Origin of the sequence: Pseudomonas sp. R9.37, assembly GCF_963878885.1 — a bacterium.
Lineage (GTDB): Bacteria > Pseudomonadota > Gammaproteobacteria > Pseudomonadales > Pseudomonadaceae > Aquipseudomonas.
In genome coordinates this window covers 710952-737927 of record NZ_CAWNZA010000011.1, presented here as the reverse complement: position 1 = coordinate 737927, position 26976 = coordinate 710952, and the positions used below count along the sequence as shown (strand labels likewise).

The 26976-nt window shown below is 60.9% G+C and carries 26 protein-coding genes; 9 read left to right on the top strand and 17 right to left on the bottom strand.

Going from position 1 to position 26976, the window contains the following annotated elements:
* Positions 1 to 35: 35 nt before the first annotated feature.
* On the bottom strand, positions 36 to 965 hold the full coding sequence (locus tag AACU78_RS10040; protein ID WP_106576034.1) for a zinc ABC transporter substrate-binding protein ZnuA: 930 nt from the start codon (positions 963 to 965) through the stop codon (positions 36 to 38).
* A gap of 58 nt (positions 966 to 1023) precedes the next feature.
* Here AACU78_RS10040 and AACU78_RS10035 point away from each other — a divergent pair, with 58 nt between their 5' ends.
* From AACU78_RS10035 to AACU78_RS10020, 4 genes are read left to right on the top strand one after another with little or no spacing between them, the layout of a single operon-like run.
* On the top strand, positions 1024 to 1506 hold the full coding sequence (locus tag AACU78_RS10035; protein ID WP_106576033.1) for a Fur family transcriptional regulator: 483 nt from the start codon (positions 1024 to 1026) through the stop codon (positions 1504 to 1506).
* The gene (gene znuC / locus AACU78_RS10030; protein ID WP_106576032.1) at positions 1506 to 2291 is read left to right on the top strand and encodes a zinc ABC transporter ATP-binding protein ZnuC; all 786 of its coding nucleotides are present in this window, start codon (positions 1506 to 1508) and stop codon (positions 2289 to 2291) included. The genes AACU78_RS10035 and znuC overlap by 1 nt, the downstream gene beginning before the upstream one ends.
* Positions 2284 to 3072 (top strand): zinc ABC transporter permease subunit ZnuB, encoded by a 789-nt coding sequence (znuB, locus tag AACU78_RS10025; RefSeq protein ID WP_106576031.1) that lies wholly within the window; start codon positions 2284 to 2286, stop codon positions 3070 to 3072. Before znuC ends, znuB begins: the two co-directional genes overlap by 8 nt.
* A gap of 37 nt (positions 3073 to 3109) precedes the next feature.
* Positions 3110 to 3829: a PA5502 family lipoprotein gene (locus AACU78_RS10020; protein WP_106576030.1), complete on the top strand. Its 720-nt coding sequence runs from the start codon at positions 3110 to 3112 to the stop codon at positions 3827 to 3829.
* 100 nt (positions 3830 to 3929) lie between these two features.
* Here the strand turns inward: AACU78_RS10020 and katE are convergent, their stop codons facing one another.
* On the bottom strand, positions 3930 to 6071 hold the full coding sequence (gene katE, locus AACU78_RS10015) for a catalase HPII (RefSeq protein WP_106576029.1): 2142 nt from the start codon (positions 6069 to 6071) through the stop codon (positions 3930 to 3932).
* A gap of 264 nt (positions 6072 to 6335) precedes the next feature.
* On the opposite strand from katE, the gene AACU78_RS10010 reads away from it, so the two are divergent.
* From AACU78_RS10010 to AACU78_RS10000, 3 genes are read left to right on the top strand one after another with little or no spacing between them, the layout of a single operon-like run.
* On the top strand, positions 6336 to 7343 hold the full coding sequence (locus tag AACU78_RS10010) for a methionine ABC transporter ATP-binding protein (RefSeq protein ID WP_106576028.1): 1008 nt from the start codon (positions 6336 to 6338) through the stop codon (positions 7341 to 7343).
* Positions 7343 to 8017 carry a methionine ABC transporter permease gene (locus AACU78_RS10005; RefSeq protein ID WP_106576027.1) on the top strand — a complete coding sequence of 225 codons (675 nt, stop codon included), beginning with the start codon at positions 7343 to 7345 and terminating at the stop codon, positions 8015 to 8017. Before AACU78_RS10010 ends, AACU78_RS10005 begins: the two co-directional genes overlap by 1 nt.
* A 50-nt stretch (positions 8018 to 8067) precedes the next feature.
* Positions 8068 to 8841, top strand: a complete 774-nt coding sequence (locus tag AACU78_RS10000; protein ID WP_106576026.1) for a MetQ/NlpA family ABC transporter substrate-binding protein — start codon at positions 8068 to 8070, stop codon at positions 8839 to 8841.
* Positions 8842 to 9653: 812 nt separating this feature from the next.
* Here AACU78_RS10000 and AACU78_RS09995 read toward each other — a convergent pair.
* The 5 genes from AACU78_RS09995 to AACU78_RS09975 are packed head-to-tail and all read right to left on the bottom strand — an operon-like array spanning position 9654 to position 13577.
* The gene (locus AACU78_RS09995) at positions 9654 to 10289 is read right to left on the bottom strand and encodes an SCO family protein (RefSeq protein ID WP_106576025.1); all 636 of its coding nucleotides are present in this window, start codon (positions 10287 to 10289) and stop codon (positions 9654 to 9656) included.
* Positions 10286 to 11185, bottom strand: coding sequence for a heme o synthase (gene cyoE, locus AACU78_RS09990; protein ID WP_106576024.1), 900 nt, complete (start codon positions 11183 to 11185; stop codon positions 10286 to 10288). Before cyoE ends, AACU78_RS09995 begins: the two co-directional genes overlap by 4 nt.
* Positions 11173 to 12252: a COX15/CtaA family protein gene (locus tag AACU78_RS09985; RefSeq protein WP_106576023.1), complete on the bottom strand. Its 1080-nt coding sequence runs from the start codon at positions 12250 to 12252 to the stop codon at positions 11173 to 11175. The genes cyoE and AACU78_RS09985 overlap by 13 nt, the downstream gene beginning before the upstream one ends.
* 10 nt (positions 12253 to 12262) lie before the next feature.
* Positions 12263 to 12847: a hypothetical protein gene (locus AACU78_RS09980; protein ID WP_106576081.1), complete on the bottom strand. Its 585-nt coding sequence runs from the start codon at positions 12845 to 12847 to the stop codon at positions 12263 to 12265.
* Complete coding sequence (locus AACU78_RS09975; protein ID WP_106576022.1) at positions 12813 to 13577, bottom strand: SURF1 family protein; 765 nt, start codon at positions 13575 to 13577, stop codon at positions 12813 to 12815. Before AACU78_RS09975 ends, AACU78_RS09980 begins: the two co-directional genes overlap by 35 nt.
* 28 nt (positions 13578 to 13605) lie before the next feature.
* On the opposite strand from AACU78_RS09975, the gene AACU78_RS09970 reads away from it, so the two are divergent.
* On the top strand, positions 13606 to 13809 hold the full coding sequence (locus tag AACU78_RS09970) for a twin transmembrane helix small protein (protein ID WP_016969525.1): 204 nt from the start codon (positions 13606 to 13608) through the stop codon (positions 13807 to 13809).
* A gap of 6 nt (positions 13810 to 13815) precedes the next feature.
* Here AACU78_RS09970 and AACU78_RS09965 read toward each other — a convergent pair whose 3' ends face one another.
* The 4 genes from AACU78_RS09965 to coxB form a co-directional block, all read right to left on the bottom strand.
* Positions 13816 to 14703, bottom strand: coding sequence for a cytochrome c oxidase subunit 3 (locus tag AACU78_RS09965; protein WP_106576021.1), 888 nt, complete (start codon positions 14701 to 14703; stop codon positions 13816 to 13818).
* Positions 14704 to 14738: 35 nt separating this feature from the next.
* Entirely contained in the window at positions 14739 to 15290 is a 552-nt protein-coding gene (locus tag AACU78_RS09960) for a cytochrome c oxidase assembly protein (protein ID WP_106576020.1), read from the bottom strand.
* 150 nt (positions 15291 to 15440) lie between these two features.
* Positions 15441 to 17027 carry a cytochrome c oxidase subunit I gene (gene ctaD, locus AACU78_RS09955; protein ID WP_106576019.1) on the bottom strand — a complete coding sequence of 529 codons (1587 nt, stop codon included), beginning with the start codon at positions 17025 to 17027 and terminating at the stop codon, positions 15441 to 15443.
* A 58-nt stretch (positions 17028 to 17085) separates the two neighbouring features.
* The gene (gene coxB, locus AACU78_RS09950; RefSeq protein ID WP_106576018.1) at positions 17086 to 18213 is read right to left on the bottom strand and encodes a cytochrome c oxidase subunit II; all 1128 of its coding nucleotides are present in this window, start codon (positions 18211 to 18213) and stop codon (positions 17086 to 17088) included.
* Positions 18214 to 18582: 369 nt separating this feature from the next.
* Between coxB and AACU78_RS09945 the strand changes: the two genes are divergently transcribed.
* Positions 18583 to 19230 (top strand): hypothetical protein, encoded by a 648-nt coding sequence (locus AACU78_RS09945; RefSeq protein ID WP_106576017.1) that lies wholly within the window; start codon positions 18583 to 18585, stop codon positions 19228 to 19230.
* Positions 19231 to 19361: 131 nt separating this feature from the next.
* Here AACU78_RS09945 and AACU78_RS09940 read toward each other — a convergent pair whose 3' ends face one another.
* From AACU78_RS09940 to AACU78_RS09915, 6 genes are all read right to left on the bottom strand, one after another.
* Positions 19362 to 20903, bottom strand: a complete 1542-nt coding sequence (locus AACU78_RS09940) for a SulP family inorganic anion transporter (RefSeq protein ID WP_106576016.1) — start codon at positions 20901 to 20903, stop codon at positions 19362 to 19364.
* An 85-nt stretch (positions 20904 to 20988) separates the two neighbouring features.
* A complete protein-coding gene (locus AACU78_RS09935; RefSeq protein ID WP_106576015.1) occupies positions 20989 to 21720 on the bottom strand; it encodes a carbonic anhydrase in 732 nt (243 codons plus the stop codon).
* 228 nt (positions 21721 to 21948) lie between these two features.
* Positions 21949 to 23007: a PA0069 family radical SAM protein gene (locus AACU78_RS09930; protein WP_158266152.1), complete on the bottom strand. Its 1059-nt coding sequence runs from the start codon at positions 23005 to 23007 to the stop codon at positions 21949 to 21951.
* Between the two features lie 70 nt (positions 23008 to 23077).
* A complete protein-coding gene (locus AACU78_RS09925; RefSeq protein ID WP_106576013.1) occupies positions 23078 to 24376 on the bottom strand; it encodes a cytochrome c in 1299 nt (432 codons plus the stop codon).
* 12 nt (positions 24377 to 24388) lie between these two features.
* The gene (locus AACU78_RS09920) at positions 24389 to 26173 is read right to left on the bottom strand and encodes a GMC family oxidoreductase (protein ID WP_106576012.1); all 1785 of its coding nucleotides are present in this window, start codon (positions 26171 to 26173) and stop codon (positions 24389 to 24391) included.
* Between the two features lie 2 nt (positions 26174 to 26175).
* Positions 26176 to 26928: a gluconate 2-dehydrogenase subunit 3 family protein gene (locus AACU78_RS09915; RefSeq protein ID WP_106576011.1), complete on the bottom strand. Its 753-nt coding sequence runs from the start codon at positions 26926 to 26928 to the stop codon at positions 26176 to 26178.
* Positions 26929 to 26976: the final 48 nt, after the last annotated feature.

Genomic DNA, 26976 nt, shown 5'->3' with positions numbered 1-26976 from the left:
ACATGCCCGCTCACACAGTGGTTCTGTGTCGGCTATTACAACGACTCCAGGCACCCAGCCAGGTCATTCCCCAATTTCTCCAATACCTGCTCGTAACCCTGCGCCGTGGCCGGGGTGTAACCACCCAACGCATCCAATTCCGCCAACTTCACCGGCAACCCGGCCACCAACGTCTCAGCCAATCGCGGACGCAACGGCGGTTCGCTGAATACACAGGTCTTGCCGACTTCCTGCAGCCGTGTACGCATTGCTGCCACGTGCTGGGCGCCTGGCTGCACTTCGGCGGCCACGCTGAACACGCCAGTGTGCTTGAGCCCGTAAGCGTCTTCGAAGTAATCAAAGGCCTCGTGGAACACGAAGTAAGGTTTGTCGCCCACGCTCGCCAAGCGCGTTTTCAAACGGGCATCCAACGCATCCAGACGCTCATCGAATGCCTGCACGTTGCTCTGGTAACGCGCAGCATTGGCCGGGTCGGCAGCGCTCAAATCAGCCGCCATGCGCGCCGCAATCACCCGAGCATTGACAGTCGACAACCACAAGTGCGCATCCAGGCTGCCTGGGCGGTGATCATGGTCATGTTCATCAGCATCATCGGCGTGCGAGTGGCTATCTTCGGCGAAACGCCGCAATTTCATCCCCGCAAGATCCTGCACCGCCACGGTAGGCAGGCTTCGGCCTTTAAGCACGCGTGGCAGAAAGCTTTCCATGTCCGGGCCGATCCAATAAAGCAGGTCCACCGACTGCACGCGCCGTACGTCGGATGGACGCAAGGCGTAGTTGTGCGGTGATGCGCCGGGCGGCAGCAACACCTCGGGAATGGCCACACCGTCCTGCACAGCCGCGGCAATCAACTGCAACGGCTTGATGCTCGTCAGCACCTTGACCTCGGCCTGAGCGGCCCCAGCAATGAACAAACTGGTGACAAATACGACAAAAACGGGAAAAAGTCGGGACACGATGACCACTCAATGACGTAGGAACGGGTAACATAATAACGTCTCTATCAAATGTCTGTCGCCGCTCATGCCTAAAACACCCATTGCCAGCCGCCCCCACGACCACTCTCACTGCGTGCACACCGCGCTGTCGGAGGCCGATACCCTGTGCGCACAGAAGGGCCTGCGCCTGACCGCGCTGCGTCGCCGGGTGTTGGAACTGGTGTGGCAAAGCCACAAGCCGCTGGGCGCCTACGACATTCTTGGCGTGCTCAGCGAGCAGGACGGCCGCCGCGCCGCGCCGCCGACGGTGTACCGCGCGCTGGATTTCCTGCTGGAAAACGGCCTGGTGCACCGCATCGCCTCGCTCAATGCCTTTGTTGGCTGCAACCACCCGGAACACGCGCATCAGGGCCAGTTCCTGATTTGCCGCGAGTGCCATGCCGCCATCGAGCTTGAACAAAAAAGCATCAGCGACGCCATTATCAAAAGCTCGGCCGATGTCGGCTTCAGGGTCGAAGGGCAAACGGTCGAAGTGGTCGGGCTCTGCTCGGGTTGCCAGGGGGCTTGATGAGCACTGCGTTAATCCGCCTCGAAGGGGTCGGTGTCACGTTCGCCGGGCAAGACGTGCTGGATAACATCGCGCTGAGCGTCGAGCCGGGCCAGATCGTCACGCTGATCGGCCCCAATGGCGCCGGCAAGACTACGCTGGTGCGCGCAGTACTCGGCTTATTGAAGCCGGACAGTGGCAGCGTATGGCGCAAGCCCAAGCTGCGCGTCGGTTACATGCCGCAAAAATTGCACGTCGACCCGACACTGCCGCTGTCCGTGCTGCGTTTTTTGCGCCTGGTGCCCGGTGTAGACCGCACCCGCGCGCAGGATGCGCTCAAGGAAGTCGGTGCCGAACAGGTGATCGACAGCCCGGTGCAAAGCATCTCCGGCGGCGAAATGCAGCGCGTGCTGCTGGCCCGCGCCTTGCTGCGCGAGCCTGAACTGCTGGTGCTCGATGAACCCGTGCAAGGCGTTGACGTTGCCGGCCAGGCCGAGCTGTACAGCCTGATTACCCGCCTGCGTGACCGCCACGGCTGCGGCGTATTGATGGTCTCCCACGACCTGCACTTGGTCATGAGCACCACCGATCAGGTGGTGTGCCTCAACCGCCACGTTTGCTGCTCCGGCCACCCGGAACAAGTCAGTAGCGACCCGGCGTTTGTCGAGTTGTTCGGCAAAAATGCCCCGAGCCTGGCGATCTACCACCACCATCACGACCACGCCCATGATTTGCACGGCGCCGTGGTTGGCGATCCCGCCACCCCTCATACACACGTTCATGGAGATAGCTGCAAGCATGGCTGATTTTCTGCTCTACGCCCTGCTGGCAGGCTTGGCTCTGGCGCTGGTGGCGGGCCCGTTGGGCTCGTTTGTGGTGTGGCGGCGCATGGCCTATTTTGGCGACACGTTGTCGCATGCCGCGCTGTTGGGCGTGGCCATGGGCTTTTTGCTGGACGTGAGCCCGACCATCGCCGTCACCGTGGGCTGCCTGCTGCTGGCCGTGCTGCTGGTGACCCTGCAACAGCGCCAACCGCTAGCCTCCGACACACTGCTGGGAATCCTGGCGCCGAGCACGCTGTCCCTGGGCCTGGTGGTGCTGAGCTTTATGCATGAAGTGCGCATCGACTTGATGGCCTACCTGTTCGGTGACCTGCTGGCGATCAGCCCTACAGACCTTGCGTGGATACTCGGTGGCAGCGCTGCGGTGCTGCTCTTGCTGGTGGCCCTGTGGCGCCCACTGCTGGCAATCACCGTGCATGAAGAACTGGCCACGGTGGAAGGTTTGCCCGTGCCGGCACTGCGCATGACCCTGATGCTGTTGATCGCGGTGGTGATTGCTGTCGCGATGAAGATTGTCGGCGTATTGTTGATCACCTCGCTGCTGATCATTCCCGCAGCCGCCGCCCAACGCCATGCGCGCTCACCCGAGCAAATGGCCGTCGGCGCCAGCCTGTTGGGCATGCTTGCAGTGTGCGGGGGCCTGGCGCTGTCGTGGTTCAAGGACACGCCAGCCGGCCCGTCGATTGTCGTCACGGCGGCCGCCCTCTTTCTGCTGAGTTTTGTCCTGCCCCGTCGAGGGGTGTAGACTTGCTCGCTTTTTGCGCAAATAGAGAGTCGCAGGAATGAAGCTGTTCAACGCCCGTTATCTGCTCCTTGCCGCATTTTCCCTGCTGCTGGGCGCCTGTCAAAGTACGCCGCCCGCCGCCCCCGAGGTACCGGACGCACGCGCTGCGGCCATCGCGCAGCTGGAGCAAAACCTGGCCAGCAGTGAGCTTGCCACCGCCGAAGACGAACTGGCTGCGTTACAGGCCCAGTCGCCCAACGACCCGGCCCTTGAGCCTTACCAGCGTCAATTGGCCGAAGCCTACCTGCAGCGCAGCCAGATTGTGCTGCAAAAAGGCGATGTCAACGCCGCCGCTACGGCCCTGAGCCGTGCCCGTGCACTGATGCCCAAGGCCCCGGCGCTCACCGGTGGCGTCAACAGCGCCATCAGCCATGCGCGCAAAGCCGAGCTGGATAAAGCCGAAGCCGCCTTGAAAGCCGCTGAAGCCAAGCCGCCCGCCAAGGTCATCGACCCGGCCGCTGAAAGCACCACAGTGGCGCTGAACCTCGTCGATATCGAAGAACTTCGCCATCAACTGGATGCGATCGCCACCGACGTGGTGAATTACCAGTGTGACGTGACCATTCAGGCGCCGCGCACGCAGGACTACCCATGGCTGGCCACATTGCTGACCAAACGGGTGAAGCGAATTGATTCGGGGTATGACCTGAAGATACACCGGCAGATTGTGAAACACATTCCGGCGCAGGTAGTGCTGACTCCGCGCAAGGCGCAATAAAAGTATCGCAGGCAAGCCCGCTCCCCTAGTTGAGTGTATTCACACTTCAACTGTGGGAGCGGGCTCGCCCGCGATAGCTGTCTAACACACAACCAATGAATTAAGCCGGAATCGCCTTGGCCTTCGGCTCACGATCCCAAACCCGGTGCTGTGCAATCGCGGCGAAGAACGCCTTGAACGCTTTCGCATCCGACCCCACGATCAGCCCCGCATCCACCTCAAGCTTCAGCAGATCCAGCAACGGCTTGGCATCATTGGCAACCGTAATCGCCTTCAGGTGCTTGTACGCCTCCAGCAGGAAGTGCAACGCCACACCGTCCCCGCTCAATGCCTGCACCGATTTGGCGCCGCCCGGCACGAACACCGCGTCAAAGGCAATCGACGGCATGCCTTCCATCGACGCATCCACCTTCAGGCTCTTGCCATCGGCGGTGGTCACCGGCGCCGAAGTCGGCCCCAGCAACTTGGCGTGCGCGCCCTCAGCCTCCAGCGCTTTCTTCAACGCAGCAATTGCCGCGCCGTCCACACCGTTAGCCGCGAGGATCGCGACTTTGCGCGTTTTGATATCGCCCGACAGCAGGTTCACCTGGCTCAACGCCGGCGACTCTTTGAGCGACGATTCACGCGGTGGCACGGTGCCTTTGGTTGGCGCTGGCAAACCGAGGTTCTGTGCTACGCGCTTGGCCAGCTCCAGGTCGATATTGGCCAGAATCTCGTTGACCTGACGGGCGCGGATAAACTCACGCTCCACCTTGCCCAACTCGAAGCTGTACGCCGCGATGATGTGCTCTTTCTCGTGGTGGCTCATGCTGTGGAAAAACAGCGTCGCTTGTGAGAAGTGATCGCCAAACGACTCGCTGCGCTCACGCACTTTATTGGCGTCGACACGTTCGTAATAGGTCTCGAAACCGCCATCCTGCGCAGCCGGTGGCGTTTCTTTCGGCCAGCCGCCATCAATCGAGTTCGGCTCGTAGGCAGCGCGGCCTTTGTCGATCACAGTGCGATGCTGAGCGTCGCGCTGGCCGTTATGGAACGGCGTGACCGGCCGATTGATCGGCAGCTCATGAAAGTTCGGGCCACCGAGACGGCTGATCTGCGTATCCGTGTAGGAAAACAGACGGCCTTGCAGCAGTGGGTCGTTGGTGAAGTCGATACCCGGCACAATATGGCCTGGGCAAAAAGCGACCTGTTCAACCTCAGCGAAGAAGTTATCCGGGTTACGGTTAAGCACCATCTTGCCCAGCGGCGTAATCGGCACCAGCTCTTCAGGGATGATCTTGGTCGGGTCGAGCAGGTCGAAGTCGAACTTGTGCTCGTCTTCTTCCGCAACGATTTGCACGCCCAGTTCCCACTCAGGGTAGTCGCCGCTCTCGATCGCTTCCCACAGGTCGCGACGGTGGTAATCGGTATCTTTACCGGCAAGCTTTTGCGCTTCGTCCCACACCAGCGAGCAGGTGCCCACTTTTGGATGCCAGTGGAACTTCACAAAGCTCGACTTACCCTCAGTATTGATCAAGCGGAAGGTGTGAATGCCAAAGCCCTGCATGGCGCGCAGGCTTTTGGGGATGGCACGGTCGGACATGGCCCACAGCACCATGTGCGCAGATTCTGGCTGCAGCGAGACGAAATCCCAGAACGTGTCGTGGGCAGAACCGCCGGTAGGAATCTCGTTATGCGGCTCAGGTTTGACCGCGTGCACGAAGTCGGGAAACTTGATCGCGTCCTGAATAAAGAACACCGGCATGTTGTTGCCCACCAGGTCGAAGTTACCTTCGTCGGTGAAGAACTTCACGGCAAAACCGCGCACGTCACGCACCGTGTCGCCCGAGCCGCGCGGGCCCTGCACGGTGGAGAAACGCACAAACACAGGCGTTTTATGCTCGGGGTTGCGCAGGAAACCGGCCTTGCTCAGCGCCGAATGGTTCTCATACGTCTGGAAGTAGCCGTGGGCGCCAGTACCGCGAGCATGCACGATGCGCTCCGGGATACGCTCATGGTCAAAGTGCGTGATTTTTTCACGCATGATGAAGTCTTCCAGCAGCGATGGGCCACGGGCGCCGACTTTCAGGGTGTTCTGGTTGTCAGAAATCTTTACACCTTGATTGGTGCGCAGCGCCTGGCCGGTTGCGTCGGAACGGAACTCTTCCAGGGCCTGCAGCTTGGCGTTGGTGTTGCCACGGTCCAGGGTGTCGGTGCCCGCGAGTTCACTCTTCGGCGGGGTAGCTGGCTTCTTGGTACTCATCAGTCAAAACTCCTTATCAAATTGGCCAGAGCGGTCCCCGGCTCGTTTGAGCAAACCCCCAGGCACGGCACCCGGGAAATTGAGTTGCTTAAGTAGTGACTGACACGGTTTTGCACCGTTCCTTTTTTATGACCTTTGATCGCGTTATTGCCAAATCGCTGGTTGAATGCGAAATAAATGCTAAGAAACACTATACGGACAGGCTAAAATGCGCGCCCGGCTAACCGCTGATCCCTTTTCCATGCGCCCCACAAGGTTCGCTACGTGATCGAGTTTCATAACGTCCATAAAACCTACCGCGTTGCCGGTAAGGAAATCCCCGCGCTGCACCCCACCAGCCTGCGTGTCGAAAACGGCCAGGTGTTCGGCCTGATTGGCCACTCCGGTGCGGGAAAAAGTACCCTGTTGCGTCTGATCAACCGCCTGGAGCAACCCAGCGGTGGCCAGATCAATGTCGACGGCGAAGAAGTCACCGCCCTGGACGCCAACGGCCTGCGCCGTTTCCGCCAGCAAGTCGGGATAATCTTCCAGCACTTCAACCTGCTTGCCTCCAAGACCGTCGCCGACAACGTGGCGCTGCCGCTGACGCTGGCTGGCGAACTGTCGCGCAAGGAAATCGACCAGCGCGTGGCTGAGTTGCTCGCCCGTGTTGGCCTGTCGGATCACGCCAAGAAATACCCGGCGCAGTTGTCCGGCGGCCAGAAGCAGCGCGTCGGCATCGCCCGCGCCCTGGCAACCAAGCCAAAGATCCTGCTGTGCGACGAAGCCACCAGCGCCCTCGACCCGCAAACCACCGCCTCGGTGCTGCAACTGCTGGCTGAGATCAACCGCGAGTTGAAGCTGACCATCGTGCTGATCACCCATGAAATGGACGTGATCCGCCGCGTGTGCGACCAAGTGGCGGTGATGGATGCCGGCGTGATCGTCGAGCAAGGCTCCGTGGCCGATGTGTTCCTGCACCCCAAGCACCCGACCACCAAGCGCTTCGTGCAAGAAGCCGAGCAGGTCGACGAAGGCGAGCAGCGCGATGACTTCGCTAACGTACCAGGCCGTATCGTGCGCCTGACGTTCCAGGGCGAAGCAACCTACGCGCCGCTGCTGGGTACCGTCGCCCGCGAAACAGGCGTGGACTACAGCATCCTCGCCGGTCGTATTGACCGCATCAAAGACATTCCCTACGGCCAACTGACCCTCGCCGTGACCGGTGGGGACATGGACGCCGCCTTCGCCCGCTTTACCGCGGCAGACGTCCACATGGAGGTTCTGCGCTAATGGAAATCCTGTTGAGTTTCTTCGCCAATATCGACTGGTCCGAGATCTGGCTCGCCACCGGCGACACCATGACCATGCTGCTCGGTTCGCTGTTCTTCACCATCCTGCTCGGCCTGCCACTGGGTGTGCTGCTGTTTCTTACCAGCCCGCGCCAACTGTTCGAACAAAAAGGCCTGTACGCGCTGCTGTCGCTGATCGTGAACATCCTGCGTTCGCTGCCGTTCATCATTCTGCTGATCGTGATGATCCCGTTCACCATATTGATCACCGGCACCTCGCTGGGCGTGGCCGGTGCGATTCCGCCACTGGTCGTAGGCGCGACGCCGTTCTTCGCGCGCCTGGTGGAAACCGCCCTGCGTGAAGTGGACCGCGGCATCATCGAAGCCACGCAGTCCATGGGTGCCAGCACGCGTCAGATCATCATCAATGCACTGCTGCCCGAAGCCCGCCCCGGTATTTTCGCTGCGATTACGGTGACGGCCATTACACTGGTTTCCTACACGGCCATGGCCGGTGTAGTCGGTGCCGGCGGCTTGGGCGACCTGGCGATCCGCTTTGGTTACCAGCGCTTCCAGACCGACGTGATGGTTGTCACCGTGGTGATGCTGTTGATCCTGGTGCAAATTCTGCAAACCGTCGGCGATAAGCTGGTGGTGCACTTTTCTCGAAAATAACGGCCATGGCCGGCCCCCGCCGGCGCATGCCCGAACAAGGAGCTTGCTGGATGAAAAAACTACTGGTTGCTTTCGCCGCCGTTGCCGCGTTTTCCGCCCACGCTGCCGAGACCCTCACGGTCGCCGCGTCGCCAGTGCCGCACGCGGAAATCCTGGAGTTTGTGAAGCCCGCACTCGCCAAAGAAGGCGTCGACCTGCAGGTCAAGGTTTTCACCGACTACGTGCAGCCGAACGTACAGGTGGCTGAAAAGCGCCTGGACGCCAACTTCTTCCAGCACCAGCCGTACCTGGATGAGTTCAACAAGGCCAAGGGCACTCACCTGGTGAGCGTCGGCGCCGTGCACCTGGAGCCTCTGGGCGCCTACTCCAGCAAGTACAAAAAACTCGAAGACCTGCCGGATGGCGCCAATGTCGTGATCCCGAACGACGCCACCAACGGTGGCCGCGCGTTGCTGCTGCTGGCCAAGCACAACCTGATCACCCTGAAGGACCCGACCAACATCCTGTCGACCATCAAGGACATCTCCGGTAACCCGAAAAACCTGAAATTCCGCGAACTGGAAGCCGCCACACTGCCGCGCGTGCTGACCCAGGTCGACCTGGCGCTGATCAACACCAACTACGCCCTGGAAGCCAAACTGGACCCATCCAAGGACGCCCTGGTGATCGAAGGCAACGACTCGCCTTACGTGAACATCCTGGTGACCCGCGAAGACAACAAAGACTCGGACGCCGTGAAGAAGCTGGTTGCAGCCCTGCACACGCCGGAAGTGAAAGCGTTCATTCTTGAAAAGTACAAAGGCGCGATTCTGCCGGCGTTCTGATCTGACCCGATCTGCAACACACTGAAGATCAAAAAATGTGGGAGCGGGCTTGCTCGCGAAAGCGCTGTGTCAGTCACCGAATTTATCGACTGAACCACCGTCTTCGGGGGCAAGCCCCCTCCCATATTTGTTGTGTGCTGCTTGAAAAACCAGGCCCGCACTCTTAACTGCTTACGCATCGCTCAAACCTTGCACAAACCCCCTGTGGGAGCGGGCTTGCTCGCGAAAGCGCTGTGTCAGTCACCGAATTTATTGACTGAACCACCGTCTTCGGGGGCAAGCCCCCTCCCACATTTGTTGTGTGCTGCTTGAAAGATCAGGCTCGCACTCTTAACTGCTTACGCATCGCTCAAACCTTGCACTAACCCCCTGTGGGAGCGGGCTTGCTCGCGAAAGCGCTGTGTCAGTCACCGAATTTATTGACTGAACCACCGCCTTCGGGGGCAAGCCCCCTCCCACATTTGTTTTTGCGTTGCTTGGAAGATCAGGCTCGTACTCTTAACTGCTTACGCATCGCTCAAACCTTGCACTAACCCCCTGTGGGAGCGGGCTTGCTCGCGAAAGCGCTGTGTTAGTCACCGAATTTATCGACTGAACCACCGCCTTCGGGGGCAAGCCCCCTCCCACATTTGTTTTTGCATGGCTTGGAAGATCAGGCCAGCACACTTGCCTGCTTACGCATTGTTCAACCCTTGCACAAAGCACTGTGGGAGCTGGCTTGCGGGCGATGACGGTAGGTCAGTCAGCCTATTAGCCCCTGAACCACCGCCATCGCCGGCACGCCAGCTCCCACATGTATGGTGCGGTGCCTGTTATTTCCGCTGCAGCAACCCCGGCAACTGCGCCACCAGCTTTTGATTGTTCAGCGGCGCACGAATAAACCCGCGCTGCGTGCCGTCCGGTCCGATCAGCGCCAGGTTGCCGCTGTGGTCGACGGTGTAGTTGGGCTTGCTGGTATCCGCTGGAATAAACGGGATGCTCACCGCATTCGAGACCTTCTGCACATCGTCCACATTCGCGCCGGTCAGGCCTTCGAACTGCGGATCGAAGTAGCCCAGGTATTGCTTGAGCTGAGCCGGGGTGTCGCGGTTCGGGTCGACGCTGACCAGAATCACCTGCAACTTATCCACCGCCTCTTTGGGCAGCTCGCTCTTGATCTGGCGCAGCTGGGCGAGGGTGGTGGGGCAGATGTCGGGGCAGAAGGTATAGCCGAAAAACAGCAGGCTCCATTTGCCTTTCAACTCGTTGACCACCACCGGCTGGCCGTTCTGGTCTGTCATGGTCACCGGCGGCAGCTGGCGGCTTTGCGGCAGCAGGATGATGCCCGCGTCGATCAGCGCAGTAGGGTCGCCCTGGCCCTTGCTGTTCAGCACTTTGTTGACGGTCAGGCCCATGATCAACGCGACGATGGCCACCAGGATAAAGACGGTTTTTTGAGTTCGAGTCATAGGTTCAACAGTAAGTAGTGGTCTACGAGCAGGGCGATAAACAGCACAAACAGGTACCAGATAGAGTACTTGAAGGTGTTGATCGCCGCGTGCGGCTGGCTGCCACGGTACAGCACCCAGGCCCATTGCAGAAAGCGCGCGCCCAACACCAGCGCACACGCCAGGTACAGCAGGCCGCTCATGTGAATCACATACGGCATCAGGCTTACTGCCAGCAGGGCGAAGGTGTAGAGCAGGATGTGCACCTTGGTGTAATGCTCGCCGTGGGTGACCGGCAGCATCGGGATGTCGGCCTTGGCGTATTCCTCCTTGCGGTGAATGGCCAGGGCCCAGAAGTGCGGCGGGGTCCAGGCGAAGATGATCAGCACCAGCAGCAGCGGCTCGGCGCTGACATGCCCGGTAACGGCAACCCAGCCCAGCAGCGGCGGCGCCGCGCCAGCGAGGCCACCGATGACGATATTTTGTGGCGTGGCGCGCTTGAGAAAGCCGGTGTAGATCACCGCATAACCGAGCAGCGAGGCCAGCGTCAGCCACGCCGCCAAAGGGTTGGTAAACGCCAGCAACAGGGCCAAACCTGCAACAGCCAGAAACAAAGCAAAGGCCAGGGCGGCCACCGGCGACACCCGCCCTTCGGCCATCGGCCGCTTATGTGTGCGCGCCATCACCGCATCGATGCGCCGATCCACCACATGGTTGACCGCCGCCGCACCGCCGGCACACAGTGCAATGCCCAGGTTGCCAAAAATCAGCACCGCCCATGGCACCCCGGCGCGGGTGGCGAGGAACATGCCCACCAAGGAGGTGATGAGCATCAGCACCACCACTTTTGGCTTGGTCAGTTCCAAATAGTCTCGCCAGATCGCCTGATCGCGGCGCGCGTCGATCAAGGTCGCCATGGCGTCTCTCCTTTAAGGGTGATGAGGCCCGAAACGTGTTTGCGTGGAATAAAGCGCCAGCCGAACGGCAACTGATGGCGCACCCGGACCAGGCTGGTACGCGCGTGGTAATTGACCAGCACCAATGTCAGCAGCAACGCTGCGCCGCCTGCGTTGTGGCCGACCGCCACCGGCAGCGGCAAGCCGAACGCCACATTGCTCACCCCCAGGCTGATTTGCACCGCCAGGGCGATCAGCAACAAGCCCGCCAGTCGCGTCATGCCCACTGCGCGCAATTGCCAGGCCAGCCCCAACAGCACCAGTGTCACCAGCATCGCGCCCAGGCGGTGGGTCAGGTGGATAGCGGTACGCGCTTCACTGTCGAGCTGGCCGCCGAGGTAATTGGGGCCGATATGCTGGGTGAGGTGAAAGCCGTTCGCAAAGTCCGCCGCCGGCCACCACTCACCATGGCAGGTGGGCAGGTCGACACAGGCCACCGCCGCATAGTTGGAACTCACCCAGCCGCCCAGCGCAATCTGGCCGATCACCAACACCAGCCCGGCCGTGGCCCAATATTGCAGGCGCTTGGGCACGATCAACGCGGGCAACACGCCAGACAGTCGCAGGGTCAGCAGAAACAATAAGCTCAAGGTGGCAAAACCGCCGAGCAGATGGCCCGTTACAACTTGCGGCCACAACTTCAATGTCACCGTCCACATGCCAAACGCGGCCTGGGCGAACACCACCGCCAACACAAACAGCGGCAATTTCACCGGCTGGCCCGGATCACGCCGATGGCTCCACGAACGCGCCGCCAACAGCACGATGAGCAAACCCAAGGTGCCGGCAAAGTAGCGATGGGTCATCTCTGCCCAGCCCTTGTCAGCCTGCACCGGTGTGTCGGGAAAATGCAGCTCGGCATGCGCCAGCTGGGCTTCGCTCTGCGGCACGCTGATAAAACCGTAGCAGCCGGGCCAGTCCGGGCAACCGAGGCCGGCGTGGGTCAGGCGCGTATAGGCGCCGAGCAGCACAACGATCAGCGCCAGCAAGGTGGCAAACAACGCGAGGCGAAATCCAGGTTTGGCCATGACGATGCCCTTATCCGATGTTCGACAGTTTCAGCAGCAAGCGCAGGTCGTTGAGCAGGTCCTTGCCCTTGACCTTGGCGTCGTAGCGCAGCACCAGATTGCCGTGTGGGTCGACGATCCACAGTTGCGCATCGCCGGGTGCGGCGGCGTCCCTGGTGAAGGTCGACAGGTCCAGCGGGTAGCGTTGCAGTTGCGGGTATTCGGCCTTGAGCTTGGTCTCGTAGGCGGTGCTCACTGGCTGCGCGCTGGCCAAGGCATGGCTGGCGCGCGAGGCATCACGGCCCAGGCTGATTTGCAGCTGGCGCGCCAGGTACACCAACTGCTGGCACTCAGCGGCGCAGGCAGTGGGCGCGGTGACCAGCAGTTGCCAGCGATCTTCATCGGCCTGCACGCCAATGTCGGCGCGGGTCTGGCCGTTACCGATCAGTTCGCCGTGGTAGCTGCGGCTGTCCGGCACCCAGAACTGCAACTTGTACATGAACGTGGCCAGCGCCATCGGGCCGACCACCATCATCAGGATCAAGATCAGCTGCCAGCGGCCTTTGCGCCGGTCGGGCGCCTCAGACATGCTGGGTGGATTCATGGCCGCTCCCATGGGACTTCTCCTTTTTGTTGTGCCATCCGAGGTAGAGGTAAAGCGCCAGCAGCGCCAAGGCCATGGCGAACCACTGCACGGCGTACCCCAAATGTTTTTCCGGGCCCATGGCGACCACCGGCCACGTGGTGTCGTACGTGCCCGGGCCGGGTTCGGCGCGCAGTTCGTAGGCAAAGCCGCCACGCCCTAACTCAGCCCACAGTGCGGCGGGATGCAGCGCGGTGAGCAGGCGCGGCCATTGCGTGGTGGCCGGGTCAGCGTGCAGTTGGAAGGTTTCACCGGGGGCGACGTAGACCCACGCGTCGAGGTTCAACGGCTGATCGGGTGTAGTGAAGGCTGGTGGCGTACGCCGGTCTGGCCACGGCAGCCAGCCTCGATTGAGCAACAGCCACTGGCCGCTGGCCTGCTCGTGAAAGGGTTGCAGCAACTCGACGCCGGCCTTGCCGTCGCGCATGCGGTTGTCGAGCAACACGCTGTGCTCGGCGTCGAACTGGCCGCGCAGGCGCACGCGGCGAAAGGCGGGGTCGGGCATCTCATTGAGCTGGACACTGCTGATGGGGTCGGCCACGCGGCGTTCGGCGTAACTGTCCACCAGCAACTGTTTTTCATGGCCGCGCGCCAGTTGCCAGAACCCCAGGCCTACCATCAACGGCAGCAGCACCAGCACCACCAGCGTGGGTGCGAGTCCTGGGCGAAAGTCTTTTATGGCGCTGGCTATACTTGTTTTCATTGCCCGCCCATCCGAAGGGAACCTGACCATGCTCAAAGCAGCCATTGCCCTGATGCTGATCGCGACTGTCGTGAGCCTGTTCAGTGGCTTGTTCTTTCTGGTCAAGGACGAGGGCAACTCCAACCGCCTCGTCACCGCCTTGACCGTGCGTGTCGTACTGGCCGCGATCACCGTGGGCTTGATCGCCTGGGGCTTTTTCAGCGGCCAGCTGGTGTCTCACGCGCCGTGGTAAGGCGCCTTACAGCACATAAACGAAGAAGAACAGGCCGATCCACACCACATCCACAAAGTGCCAATACCAGCTGGCTGCCTCGAAACCAAACTGGTGCTCGGCATTGAAATGCCCGCGCAGGATGCGCATCAGCATCACGAACAGAATGATGGTGCCGATGGTCACGTGGGCGCCGTGAAAGCCCGTGAGCATGAAGAAGGTTGCGCCGTACACGCCCGAGCCGAGGGTCAGGCCCAGTTCTTTGTAGGCATGCATGTACTCCTCGGCCTGGAAGGCCAGGAACGCCCAGCCCAGCAGCACGGTCAGCGCCAGCCAGATTTTCAGTGCGCCGCGATGGCCCTTGCGCAAGGCATGGTGGGCGAGGGTGATGGTGACGCTGGAGCTGACCAGCAAGACCGTGTTGATCAGCGGCAAGCCCCAGGGGCTGATGGTGCCCTCCGGTGGCGGGTACATTTTTGGGTCAGGGTTGTTGAGCAGCGGCCAGGTGAACTGAAAGTTCGGCCACAGCATGTGCGCGATGCCCTTGTGCCCTTCACCGCCCAGCCATGGCCCCGACATGTGCCGCACATAAAACAGTGCGCCAAAGAACGCGACGAAGAACATCACCTCGGAAAAGATGAACCAGGTCATGCCCCAGCGAAACGAGCGGTCCATCTGCGGGCTGTACAAACCGGCGCGGCTTTCCTTGATCACCGCGCCAAACCAGCCGAACAGCATGTAGGCCAGCAGCAGCCCACCAACGAAAAAGATCCACGGCCCGTGGGATTCCGGGCGCGCCGCCTTCAGATCGTTGAACCACACAGCCAAACCGTACACGGTGGTGAGCATGCCCAAGGTGGCAATTATTGGCCATTTGCTTTGCGCTGGTACGTAGTACGTATCATGAGACGACATGTATTCGCTCTCCTGATTGAGGGGGCAAACAGTAGCTAGCCGCCGGTATGGACGGCCACCGGCGGTTGGCGCGCAGTGATGTCAAACAGCGTGTACGCCAGGGTCAAATGCTTCACATCCTTGGGCATGTCGCGGTCGACGATAAAACGCACCGGCATTTCAATCCGCTGACCGGGCTGCAGCACTTGCTGGGTGAAGCAAAAGCACTCGGTCTTGTGGAAGTACATCGCCGCTTCGGCCGGGGAAATGCTCGGTACTGCCTGGGCTTTCATGACCTTGTCGGTGGGGTTGTAGGCGACGAACAGCATCTCGGTGACCGCGCCGGGGTTGACCACCACTTCGTCAGCCTTGGAATGAAACTCCCACACCATGTCGATGGCATTGGTCGACAGAAACTGCACTCGCACCTGGCGCGTGGGGTCGACGATTTGCTCACCTTCGTACTGCCCGGCGGTCTTGCCGTTGATGCCGAACGCCTTGCACATCACGTCGTAAATCGGCACCAGGGCGAAGCCGAAGGCGAACATTGCCACCACCAGAATCAGCAGGCGGGTGACGAGGCGCTTGATGGGGATGGACTCAAGCATGGCGATCACCTGAACCGAACGCGGACAATGTGGGAGCGGGCTTGCTCGCGAATGCGGTAGGCCAGGCCCCATTTGCGGCGACTGAAACACCGCTCTCGCGAGCAAGCCCGCTCCCACAGGGGATTTGTACAGGCATGGCGAACCGGGTATTCACTTGACCTCCGGCGGCGTGGTGAACGTGTGATACGGCGCGGGCGAGGGGATGCTCCACTCCAAACCTTCGGCACCATCCCACGGCTTGGCGGGCGCCGGCGGGCCGCCGCGGATGCACTTGATGACGATGAACAAGAAGAAGATCTGCGTGGCGCCAAACATGAATGCACCAATCGAGGAGACCATGTTGAAGTCGGCAAACTGCAGGTTGTAGTCCGGTACCCGGCGCGGCATGCCGGCCAGCCCCACGAAGTGCATCGGGAAGAACGCCATGTTCATGCCGATGAAGGACAGCCAGAAGTGCAGCTTGCCCAGGGTTTCGTCGTACATGTGCCCAGTCCATTTAGGCAGCCAGTAGTAGGCCGAAGCGAAGATGCCGAAGATCGCGCCAGGCACCAGTACGTAATGGAAATGCGCCACCACAAAGTAGGTGTCGTGGTACTGAAAGTCCGCTGGAGCAATCGCCAGCATCAGCCCCGAAAAGCCGCCAATGGTGAACAGGATCACGAAGGCCACGGCGAACAGCATCGGCGTCTCGAAGGTCAGCGAGCCTTGCCACATGGTGCTGACCCAGTTGAACACCTTCACGCCCGTCGGTACGGCGATCAGCAGCGTGGCGTACATGAAGAACAGCTCGCCCACCAGCGGGATGCCGACCACGAACATGTGGTGCGCCCACACAATGAACGACAGGAACGCGATGCTCGCCGTGGCGTAGACCATCGAGGTGTAGCCGAACAGCGGCTTGCGCGAGAAGGTCGGGATGATCGAGCTGACGGCGCCGAAGGCCGGCAGGATCATGATGTACACCTCGGGGTGGCCGAAGAACCAGAACACATGCTGGAACAGCACCGGGTCACCGCCACCGGCGGCGCTGAAGAAGCTGGTGCCGAAGTGGATGTCCATCAGCATCATGGTCACGCAGCCGGCCAGCACCGGCATCACCGCGATCAACAGGAACGCGGTGATCAACCAGGTCCACACGAACAGTGGCATTTTCATCAGAGTCATGCCCGGCGCGCGCAGGTTGAGAATGGTCGCGACCACGTTGATCGCGCCCATGATCGAGCTGATGCCCATCAGGTGGATGGCAAAGATAAAGAACGTCACACTTTCGGGCGCGTAGGTGGTGGACAGCGGGGCGTAGAAGGTCCAGCCGAAATTCGGCCCGCCGCCGGGTGTGAACAACGTGGAAACCAGCAGCAGGAACGCCGCTGGCAGCAGCCAGAAACTGAAGTTGTTCATGCGCGGCAGGGCCATGTCCGGCGCGCCGATCATCAGCGGGATCATCCAGTTGGCCAGGCCCACGAAAGCAGGCATCACCGCGCCAAACACCATGATCAGGCCGTGCATGGTGGTCATCTGATTGAAGAACGCCGGCTGCACGATCTGCAGGCCGGGCTGGAACAGCTCGGCGCGGATCACCATGGCGAACGAGCCGCCAAGCAGGAACATGGTGAAGGCGAACCACAGGTACATCGTGCCGATGTCTTTGTGGTTGGTGGTCAGCACCCAGCGCATCAGGCCTTTAGCGGGGCCATGGGCATGGTCGGCGTGACCATGGTCATCGATCACAGTGCTCATGGCCGTTCTCCTGCAAAGGAATGGGCTGTGCGGTTCAGGGCATACGCAGTTGAGGCCGTCATTTGCTTTCCGCCTGTTTCAAAGCCAGCACGTCTTTGGGCGTGACCATGTCGCCTTTGTTGTTGCCCCAGGCGTTGCGTTCGTAGGTCACCACGGCGGCGATGTCCACTTCCGACAGCTGTTTGCCGAAGGCGGCCATGGCGGTGCCGGGCTTGCCGAAATACACGCGGTGCAGGTGATCTTCCTTAGGCCCGGTGGCGATCGGCGAACCTTTGAGCGCCGGGAACATCGGCGGCAGGCCTTGGCCCTCAGCCTGGTGACAGGCCACGCAGGTGGTGTGGTAGACCTTGTCGCCACGCGCCACCAGCTCTTCGAGCGTCCATTCTTTGGAGGTCAGCTCTTTAAGCTTGGCCGCTTCTGCCTTGCGCTCGCCGAGCCAAGTGTCGTAGTCGGCCTGGGATTTGACCTCGACCACAATCGGCATGAAGCCGTGGTCCTTACCGCACAATTCTGCGCACTGGCCACGGTAGATGCCGGGCTTCTCGATGCGCGTCCAGGCCTCGTTGACGAAGCCGGGAATGGCGTCGCGCTTGACCGCAAAGGCCGGCACCCACCACGAATGGATCACGTCGGCGGCAGTCACCAGAAAGCGCACTTTGGCGCCCACCGGCAGCACCAAAGGCTGATCGACTTCGAGCAGATAGTGCTCGCCCTTGGTGGCCTGGTTATGGATTTGCTCGGCGGGCGTGGCCAGGTTGCTGAAGAATTCCACGTCCTGGCCCAGGTATTTGTAATGCCACTTCCACTGGTAACCGGTGACCTGGATATCGATATCCGACTCGGTGCTGTCGTAGATGTTGATCAGGGTCTTGGTCGCCGGAATGGCCATCGCTACCAGGATCAGCAGGGGCACCACGGTCCAGAGGATTTCCACGGTCGTGCTCTCGTGAAATTTGGCAGCCACCTGGCCCGTGGACCGGCGGTGCAGGATCATCGACCAGAACATCGCGCCAAACACGACAATGCCGATCACCACACAAATCCAGAAGATGGTCATGTGCAGGTCAAACACGGCGTGACTGACTTCAGTAGCCCCTGGCGCCATATTCGTTGTCCAGGCGGCGTGCGCCTGGCCGAATACCGAACACAACAGTAGGCCCATCCAAACGTGTGGATGTCGCGTCATTGCGGGTTCCCCTTTATGTTTCTTGTTATCCCGCCGGTTTGCACCTGCGGCGAAGGGAGCGGCTTCCATACTGCTTACAACCGCCAAGCCTTGCCTGCTTCATGCAGTTGGGCGTCATCAGCTAATTGCGTACAAAATCGAGTATAGACAGCCGGGGCAACCCCGCAATGTGTAGGGGCAAATGAGCACAAACAGACGGGCGGGCCCAATAAATACGGGGGCGCAAACGTTTATCCGACGAACGATGGCGATTCGATATAACGCATGCGCATAACCATGAAATAATTATGACAAACGCGTCTTAGGCCCTCGTATAAACGAGCTACCTTGTCCTTTCCCTTTTCCCACGCCTGTTTCACTGGAGCTTTCATGAACACCGCCGCATTGCGCGAGCAGATTTCCCGTGCCCATCAACACGAAGCCAGCACTGGCCAGCTTGCCCAGCAACTGGAAAAACAATTGCCGCACCTGCATTCGGCCATTTCCCTGGCTGACGGTGATCGCAACATTGTCATGACCCGTTTTGTTACCGCCTATATCGAGCTTGTCCCTGACTTGCTGGAAGCCGCCAATGACGTGGCCCGCGAAGCTGGCATCGAAAGCCAGATCAAGCCGGTACTGAAAATCGCCGAGCATTTCTTCCTGCAACCGCCCGCGATTCTTGCTGGCCACGAAGGCCTCGACGGCCTGTTGGACGAGGCCTACCTGGCCCATCGCCTGGTAGAAGAAGTCAACGATCTGTACATCAAGCACTTTGGTCAGCCGTTGATTCCGGCGGACACCACCGTGGCCAACTTGATCGCTCATCAGCTGATCGGCGAAGCATTTGCCAACCAGTTGGACGAAGCCGTGCATTTGGCGGTGGATGAAATGCTCAACGAAGACAGCTTTGCGCTGGAGTCGGTCGAGGCTTACCGCGAGACGCTCAAGAGCCCGAACACGGAAGCGGCGTGGAAGCGCTGGCCGTGCCTGTCGCGTCAGTTGGGCGTTGAGCTGGCGTTGGATCAGCCGGCGTAAACGTGCGGACTGCACAGCAATCACTGTGGGAGCCGGGCTTGCCCGCGATGGCGGTGGATCAGTCAGTTAATGGGTTGACTGACACGCCTTTAATCGCGGGCAAGCCCGGCTCCCACATTGGTTTGTGGTGTTCAGACGGGCGCCGAACCTATCCCCACGGTCGTGCGCACCCGGCCTTCAAGCCTGCGCTTCAAGCCGCGCGCCTCGATTACCAGTTGTGAGCCCTTGGCCGCATTGGCCCGGCCCCATTCCTCGAGTAATTCCAGGCAGGAATGGTCGATGTAACTCAAGTTGCTCAGCGGCACGTGCAACGCGGTCCCCGCAGGCACCGTCGACAGCACTTGGGTCAGTGCCGGCACTTTCAGGAAGGTCGCCGCACCGGTCAGGCGCAACTCCATCTCACCGTCCTGGGGCAGGTCGATCAGGCTGATTTTCAGTCGCGACGCCTTGAAGGCCAACTTGACCAACGTCAGCCCGAAGCCCACCAGTACACCGGTCAGCAAATCGGTAAAGATGATCGCCAGCGCCGTCGCGGCATAGGTGAACATCGGCATCCGCCCGTATCGGCCCAAGGCGCGAAACGCTTTCACGTCCACCAGCTTGATCCCGGTGTACACCAGCACGCCCGCCAAGCTCGCCACCGGGATGCTTTGCAGCACGCTCGACAGCAGCAGCACGAACCCCAGCAGCCATACACCGTGGAACATCGCCGACAAGCGCGTGGTCGCACCGGCCTGCACGTTGGCCGAGCTGCGCACGATCACGCCGGTCATCGGCAGCGCGCCGACCAGGCCACAAAGCATGTTGCCTACACCTTGTGCGGACAATTCCTTGTCGAAATCGGAGCGCTGACCGCTGTGCATGCGGTCAACCGCAGCAGCCGACAGCAGGGTTTCGGCACTGGCGATAAAGGCCACGGCGAACGCGGCGATCAACAGTTGCGGATCGGCCAGGTTCAGCAAGTCGCTGGGGCGTAGCCAGTCAATGGCATCGGCAAGGTTTTCCGGGACTTCCACACGCTTGACCTGCAACGCCAGCACCAGGCTGGTGACCGTCGCCAAGCCCACGCCCAACAACGCGCCTGGCACAAATCGCAGTTTTTGCGGGCGTAATTTATCCCACAGGTACATCACCAGCATCGTCGACAGCCCCAGCAAACCCGCTTGCCAGCCAAGGCCACCGCCCAGGGTCGGCATCGCCTCAACCACGGCGGCCGGGAAGCCCGCCAGGTTATCCAGCCCGGAAGGCTTGGGCGCGCCGTCGAGCATCACATGGACCTGCGACAGCACAATCAGCACGCCGATCCCCGCCAGCATGCCGTACACCACCGCCGGCGCCGTGACACGGAACCAGCAGCCCAGACGCAATCGCCCGGCGACCAATTGCAGGAACCCCGCCAGCAACAGAATAGGGCCGAGCATCATCATGCCGTGCTGGCGCACCAGTTCGAACACCAACACTGCCAAACCTGCGGCGGGCCCGCTGACTTGCAGCGGCGACCCAGCCAGCCAACCCACCACCAGGCCACCGATGATCCCGGTGATCAGCCCTTTGGCCGGCGGCATGCCAGACGCAATCGCGATGCCCATGCACAAGGGCAGGGCGACCAGAAACACAACCACGGACGCGAGCAGCTCCCGAGGCAATACAGCTTTCAATTGAGCAGCACGCATAATGACTCTCCCAAGGCATTCGCCGGGCGCGGCAATGCCTGGCTGCATCCATGGCAGCCACCGCATTACCCGGCAGGGAAGTGTTTTAGAAGCGCGCTTTAGGCGTCGCGCAAGGGATGGGGCCGTCGCCGCTCAGCGGTCGAAATGCCGCCTGATCTGCATCGTAGGCTCGAATTTCGCTGGTCTCGATGTTGTAGATCCAGCCATGGATAAACAAATGACCATTGGCCATGCGTGAGGCCACGGAAGGGTGGGTGCGCAAATGCTGCAACTGGGCGATGACGTTTTCTTCGGTCAGCACCTTCATGCTTTCGCCTTCATTGGCGCAGTCGCAGTTGTCCTCAACCATCGACTTGGCGACCTCGGCATGACGCAGCCAAGCCCGGACTGTCGGCATTTTTTCCAGGCTCTGGGGGTTGAGTACCGCGCGCATGGCGCCGCAGTCGGAATGCCCGCACACGATAATGTGCTGCACGCCCAGGGCGAGAACCGCGTACTCGATGGCCGTGGAAACGCCGCCGTTCATCTGTCCGTAGGGCGGCACCACGTTGCCGACGTTACGCGTGACGAACAGGTCGCCAGGGGAGCTTTGGGTGATCAGCTCAGGCACGATCCGCGAATCGGCACAGGTGATAAACATCGCCCGTGGGCTCTGGGCCGTGGCGAGTTTTTTGAAGAGTTCTTCCTGCTGGGGGAAGACGTCGTGATGGAAATGCAAAAAGCCGTCAACGATGTGCTTTAGCGCTGCATCGGCGGATTCGGCCACCTGAGGGGCTGAAGCCGACGCAGCCAACGGCTGTTTATCCTTGTCACTCATGATTCATCCTCTTGATTAATGCAGGGAGAGTGTTCAGGTCATTTCGACGCTGGGCCAGTGGATTAGTTGTAAAACGCTGAAGACCACGGTTTCGACCCACCCGTCACTCGCTGAACAAGGTAACCGTCGAAACTTAACTCAAACTGAATGAACCGCTCTAGATCGCGGGTTTCAGTGATATCAAAACGCGACTATTCCTACAGACCTATCGCGCTCTTCGTCGTCAGTTTACAACAATGCCATCTGCCTGCCCGGTGGGCAGAACGCCGTGCAATCCAGATTAAACCCTTCCCGGCGATTAAGCCCCAGGCGCTTGATCGCCTTGCTGAAGCGCTGCGCCAGCAGATCGGCGAACGGCCCCTCACCCCGCATGCGCACACCGAAGCGGCTGTCATACACCTCACCCCCGCGCACCTGGCGTACCAGGCTCATCACATGGGCCGCCCGCTGCGGGTAATGCGCCGCCAGCCACTCCTCGAACAGCGGCGCCACCTCCAGCGGCAGGCGCAGCATCATGTAGGCCGCACTTTGGGCACCCGCCGCGTGGGCTTCGGTCAGCAGACTTTCGAGCTCGCTGTCGTTGATCATCGGAATCATCGGTGAACACAACACGCCCACCGGAATGCCGGCCTTACGCATTACCCGAATCGCCCGCAACCGCGCCTTGGGCGCCGCCGTGCGCGGTTCCAGAATGCGCTTGAGCTCATCGTCCAGGCTGGTGAGGCTGATCATCACTGCCACCAGCCGCTGCCGGGCCAGCTCGGTCAGCAGGTCGAGGTCACGCAAAATCAGCGAGCCCTTGGTGATGATGGTCACCGGGTGGCGGTAGCGCAGCAGCACTTCGAGGGTCTGCCGGGTGATCGTGTACTCGCGCTCGATGGGCTGGTAAGGGTCGGTATTGGAGCCCAGATTGATCGGCGCGCACACATACCCCGGCTTCGACAGCTGTTGCTCCAGCACCTGGGCGGCATTGGTCTTGGCGATCAGCTTGGTTTCGAAATCCAGCCCCGGCGACATGTCCCAGTAGGCGTGACTGGGCCGCGCGTAGCAGTAGATGCAACCGTGCTCGCAGCCGCGATAGGGGTTGATCGAGCGATCGAACGGCAGGTCCGGCGAGTTATTGCGGGTGATGATGCTTTTGGCCGTTTCGATGCGCACTTCGGTGCCTTGGGTAGGCGGCACTTCCTGAAACCAGCCGTCATCCTCGGCCACACTGACGGTAGGCGCAAAGCGATTATGCAGGTTGGTGGCCGTGCCCCGGCCACGGGGCGGTAAAGGTGTAGACATGAAAACGCCCCAATACTGTTTTTATATACAGTAAAGGGGCGTGATGGTTATGACCAGTGCCGTCTGGCGGTCAATGCTTTTGCGTCACTTGCCCCAGGTCATCGCCCGAGGTGGTGCGCATATCGCTCTTGCGCAGGTCCGCCACGTCGCTGGCTTTTACTGGCGCGCCTTTGTTACCCCAGCTGCCGCGGACGAAACTGACTACATCCGCCACTTCCTGGTCCGACAACCGCCAGGCAAACGCCGGCATGGTGAACGTCGAAGGCGCCGTGTGCGTAGCCGGCAAGGTGCCGCCGTTCAACACAATGTTGATCAGCGACGTGGCATCCGCTGTCTGCAACACCGGGTTACCCGCCAGCGCCGGGAACACCCGCGTATAGCCATGGCCATCGGTGCGGTGGCACGCCGCGCAATTGTCGATGTACACCGACGCGCCCGGCTTGCTGTCGTCACCTTTCCACAACGCCTCGGCGACCTGTTTGTCGTACTGATGCGGCTGATCCTTGGGATCCACCGCCGGCAGGCTTTTGAGGTAGCGGGCGATAGCGGTCAGGTCGTCCTGCGACATGTACTGCATGCTGTGCACCACCACATCGCTCATACCGCCAAACACGGCGCTGCGATCACTGCGGCCGGTCTTGAGGAATTGCACCAGTTGCTCTTCGCTCCAGCTGCCGAGGCCGTCCTTGTGATCGCCACGCAGGCTTTTCGCGATCCAGCCTTCCAACGGCGCGCTGCCGGACAGGAAGGCGTTGCCGTCAGTGGCGCTGAGGGCTTTTTCCTGCATGGTCAGGGCGCGCGGCGTATGGCAGGCACCGCAGTGTCCCAAGCCTTCAACCAGATACGCGCCCCGGCTGACCACCGGATCGGCGGCCGGCTGTGCCGGATGCTCCTCAACGGCCGGCGCAAACATCCAGCGCCAGGCCGCCAACGGCCAGCGCATGCTCAAGGGCCAGGGAATATCGCTGTCCTTGTTCTCTTGGGCGACCGGCTCCACACCCTTCATGAAGTAGGCATACAACGCCTGCATGTCGCTGTCGCTGACACGCGCGTAAGACGGATAGGGCATCGCCGGGTAAAGCGTACTACCGTTCTTGGCGACGCCATGGCGCACGGCCTTGTCGAAATCTTCGAAGCTGTAGTCGCCCAGGCCGGTCTTGTCCGGGGTGATGTTGGTGGAGTAGATCACGCCGATCGGAGTTTCCATCGGCAGCCCGCCGGCAAAGGGTTTGCCACCCTTGGCGGTGTGGCAGGCCACGCAGTCACCGGCGCGGGCCAGGTATTCACCCTGCTTGACCAGGTCGGTTTCAGCGGCGCTTACCGAACAGCTGCTCAAGAGGGCCAGGGAGGCGATAACAAGTGCTTTCATGGTCATCGCTCCTTATGCCTGAACCAGTGGGCCGGGGTTTTTCAGGTACTGCTCGCGGATCGCCCGCGCCGACCAATAGGTCAGTGCCGCCACCAGGCCGGTAGGGTTGTAGCCCAAGCCTTGTGGGAAAGCTGACGCGCCTGGGACAAACACGTTGTGTACGTCCCAGCTCTGCAGGTAGCGGTTCAACGCACTGGTTTTCGGGTCGGTGCCCATGATCGCGCCACCGTTGAGGTGAGTGGTCTGGTAGGCCGCTGTGTTGAAGTGCTCACCGACCTTTTTGCCGAGCACAGCAATGGCCTTGGGGTTCATCGCTTCGGCGACCTTGCCCATTTTCTCCATCATGAAGCGGTTCATCTTGATGTCGTTTTCCTGCCAGTCAAACGTCATCCGCAGCAATGGGAGGCCGTAGGCATCGCGGTACACCGGGTCCAGATCCAGGTAGTTGCCCCGGTAGGACTGGTGCGCGCCGTGGGCGTCCATCGACACCTGGTGGGTGTAGTAATCGGCGGTGGCGCGTTTCCACGCACTGCCCCAGGCCGGCGTACCGGGTGGGTTGGACGTACCGGCAATCGGGCGGCTGCCTGCCTGGTTGACCCACATCGGCGAACCGCCGACGAAACCGTGTGGCCCGTGGTCGAAGTTGTCCGCGTTGAAGTCATCAAGGGCCACGCCGTTGCCGCCTGCACCGATGAAGTTATTGGTGTGGGTGTCCTTGTCGAAGAAGGCTTTGATGGTGCCCATGTTCTGGTAGGCGAAGTTGCGGCCCACCACGCCCTCATTGGTAATCGGGTCGTAGGGTTTGCCGATACCCGAGAGCAACATGAGGCGCACATTGTTGAACTGGAAAGAGCCGATGATCACCAGGTCAGCCGGCTGCTCGCATTCGCGACCCTGGGCGTCGATATAGGTCACGCCGGTGGCCTTGCTCTTGGTGCTGTCGAGGTTGACCTTGAGCACGTGGGAATTGGCCCGCAGCTCAAAGTTCGGTACCTGACGCAGCGCCGGCAGGATGTTCACATTCGGCGAAGCCTTGGAGTACATGTAGCACACATAACCGCTGCAGAAACCGCAGAAGTTGCACGGGCCCATCTGTGCGCCGTAGGGGTTGGTGTACGGCCCCGACGTATTGGCAGACGGCAGGTTGTAGGGCTTGTAACCAACCTCGGCGGCCGCTTTCTGAAACAGCTGTGCGGAGACGGTGTTTTTCTGCGACTCCAACGGGAACGGGTTGGAGCGATCCGGCGCATACGGGTTGCCACCACGGCCTTCGCCCACCACCTGACCTTTTACGGTCCAGGCCTGGCCGGAGGTGCCGAAGACTTTTTCCGCGTAGTCGAAAAACGGTTCCAGCTCTTCGTAGCTGACGCCGAAGTCCTGGATGGTCATGTCCTTGGGAATGAAGTTTTTGCCGTAGCGCTCTTCGTAGTGGCTGCGCATGCGCAACTCGATAGGGTCGACACGAAAGTGCACACCCGACCAGTGCAGGCCCGCGCCGCCCACGCCATTGCCCGGCAGAAACGCACCCAGCTGGCGGTTGGGCAGGGCGACGTCATTCACGCTATGGCGAATGGTCACCGTTTCTTTGGAGATGTCCTGGAAGAGTTTTTTACGCACGCTGTAGGTCAATTCGTCGATGACCTGCGGATAGTTGCCGTCCGGGTAGGTGTCCTGCATCGGGCCGCGCTCCAGCGCTACCACGTTGAGGCCAGCTTCCGTGAGTTCCTTGGCCATGATCGCGCCGGTCCAGCCGAAGCCCACGATTACCGCGTCCACTTTCTTCATGATGGTCGCCACGTTTATGCCCTCTCGCCGCGAATGGAAACAGCCGGGAAGGGGTATTGCTCGTTGCGTTCAACCCAGTCCATAAAGTCGGCGCGGGCGCCGGGGAAGCCGATCATGGTCCAGCCAACCATGCCTTTGTTGCCGCCGTGGATCGGGTCGCAGAAGAACCCTTCCTTGGTGTTTTGCAGCAGCAGGTTGAAGAACATCTTTGCCGGCACCGTCTCAAAGTGCGCAGCCACTTCGCTGCCCCCTGCTTCAAGGCGACGCAGCATATCGTCTTGGGTAGCGCTGTCTTGCGCAGCAAAGGCCTTGCCGTTGAACGCCTTCGACCACGCATCCGTCGCGGCAATGCCCAGGCGATAAATATCCTTGGGCACCAGCTTGCTCTGCCAGCCCATCTCCGGGGCCGCATCGGCGTTGAACGGGCCCTGCATGAACCACAGCGCGCCCGCGGCGTAAGGCGTGTTCATCTGGCGGTCGATGTACTCCGGCGCACCGGCCTCCAGGGCGCCAGGGCCTTGGGCATCAGCGGGAATCAAACGCGCGACCGCGGCGTTGAGAAACGCCCACTCTTCGGCGGTGAAGTAGCTCGGTTCGTAGGCTTTGTCGCTGACCGGCGGTTTAGCCTCGGCAGCCTGCACCGGTTCCGGCGTGGCCATCAGCATCGAACCACCAAAGCCGGTGCTGGCAACCGTGACCACCGGGATCAAGGTCAAGGATTTGCGCAAAAAATCACGCCGGGGGTTGTCTTGATCTTGATCAGACATGGGTGCACCTCATCATGTGGTCACGGGTTTATCAGCCGCTTCTGGGAG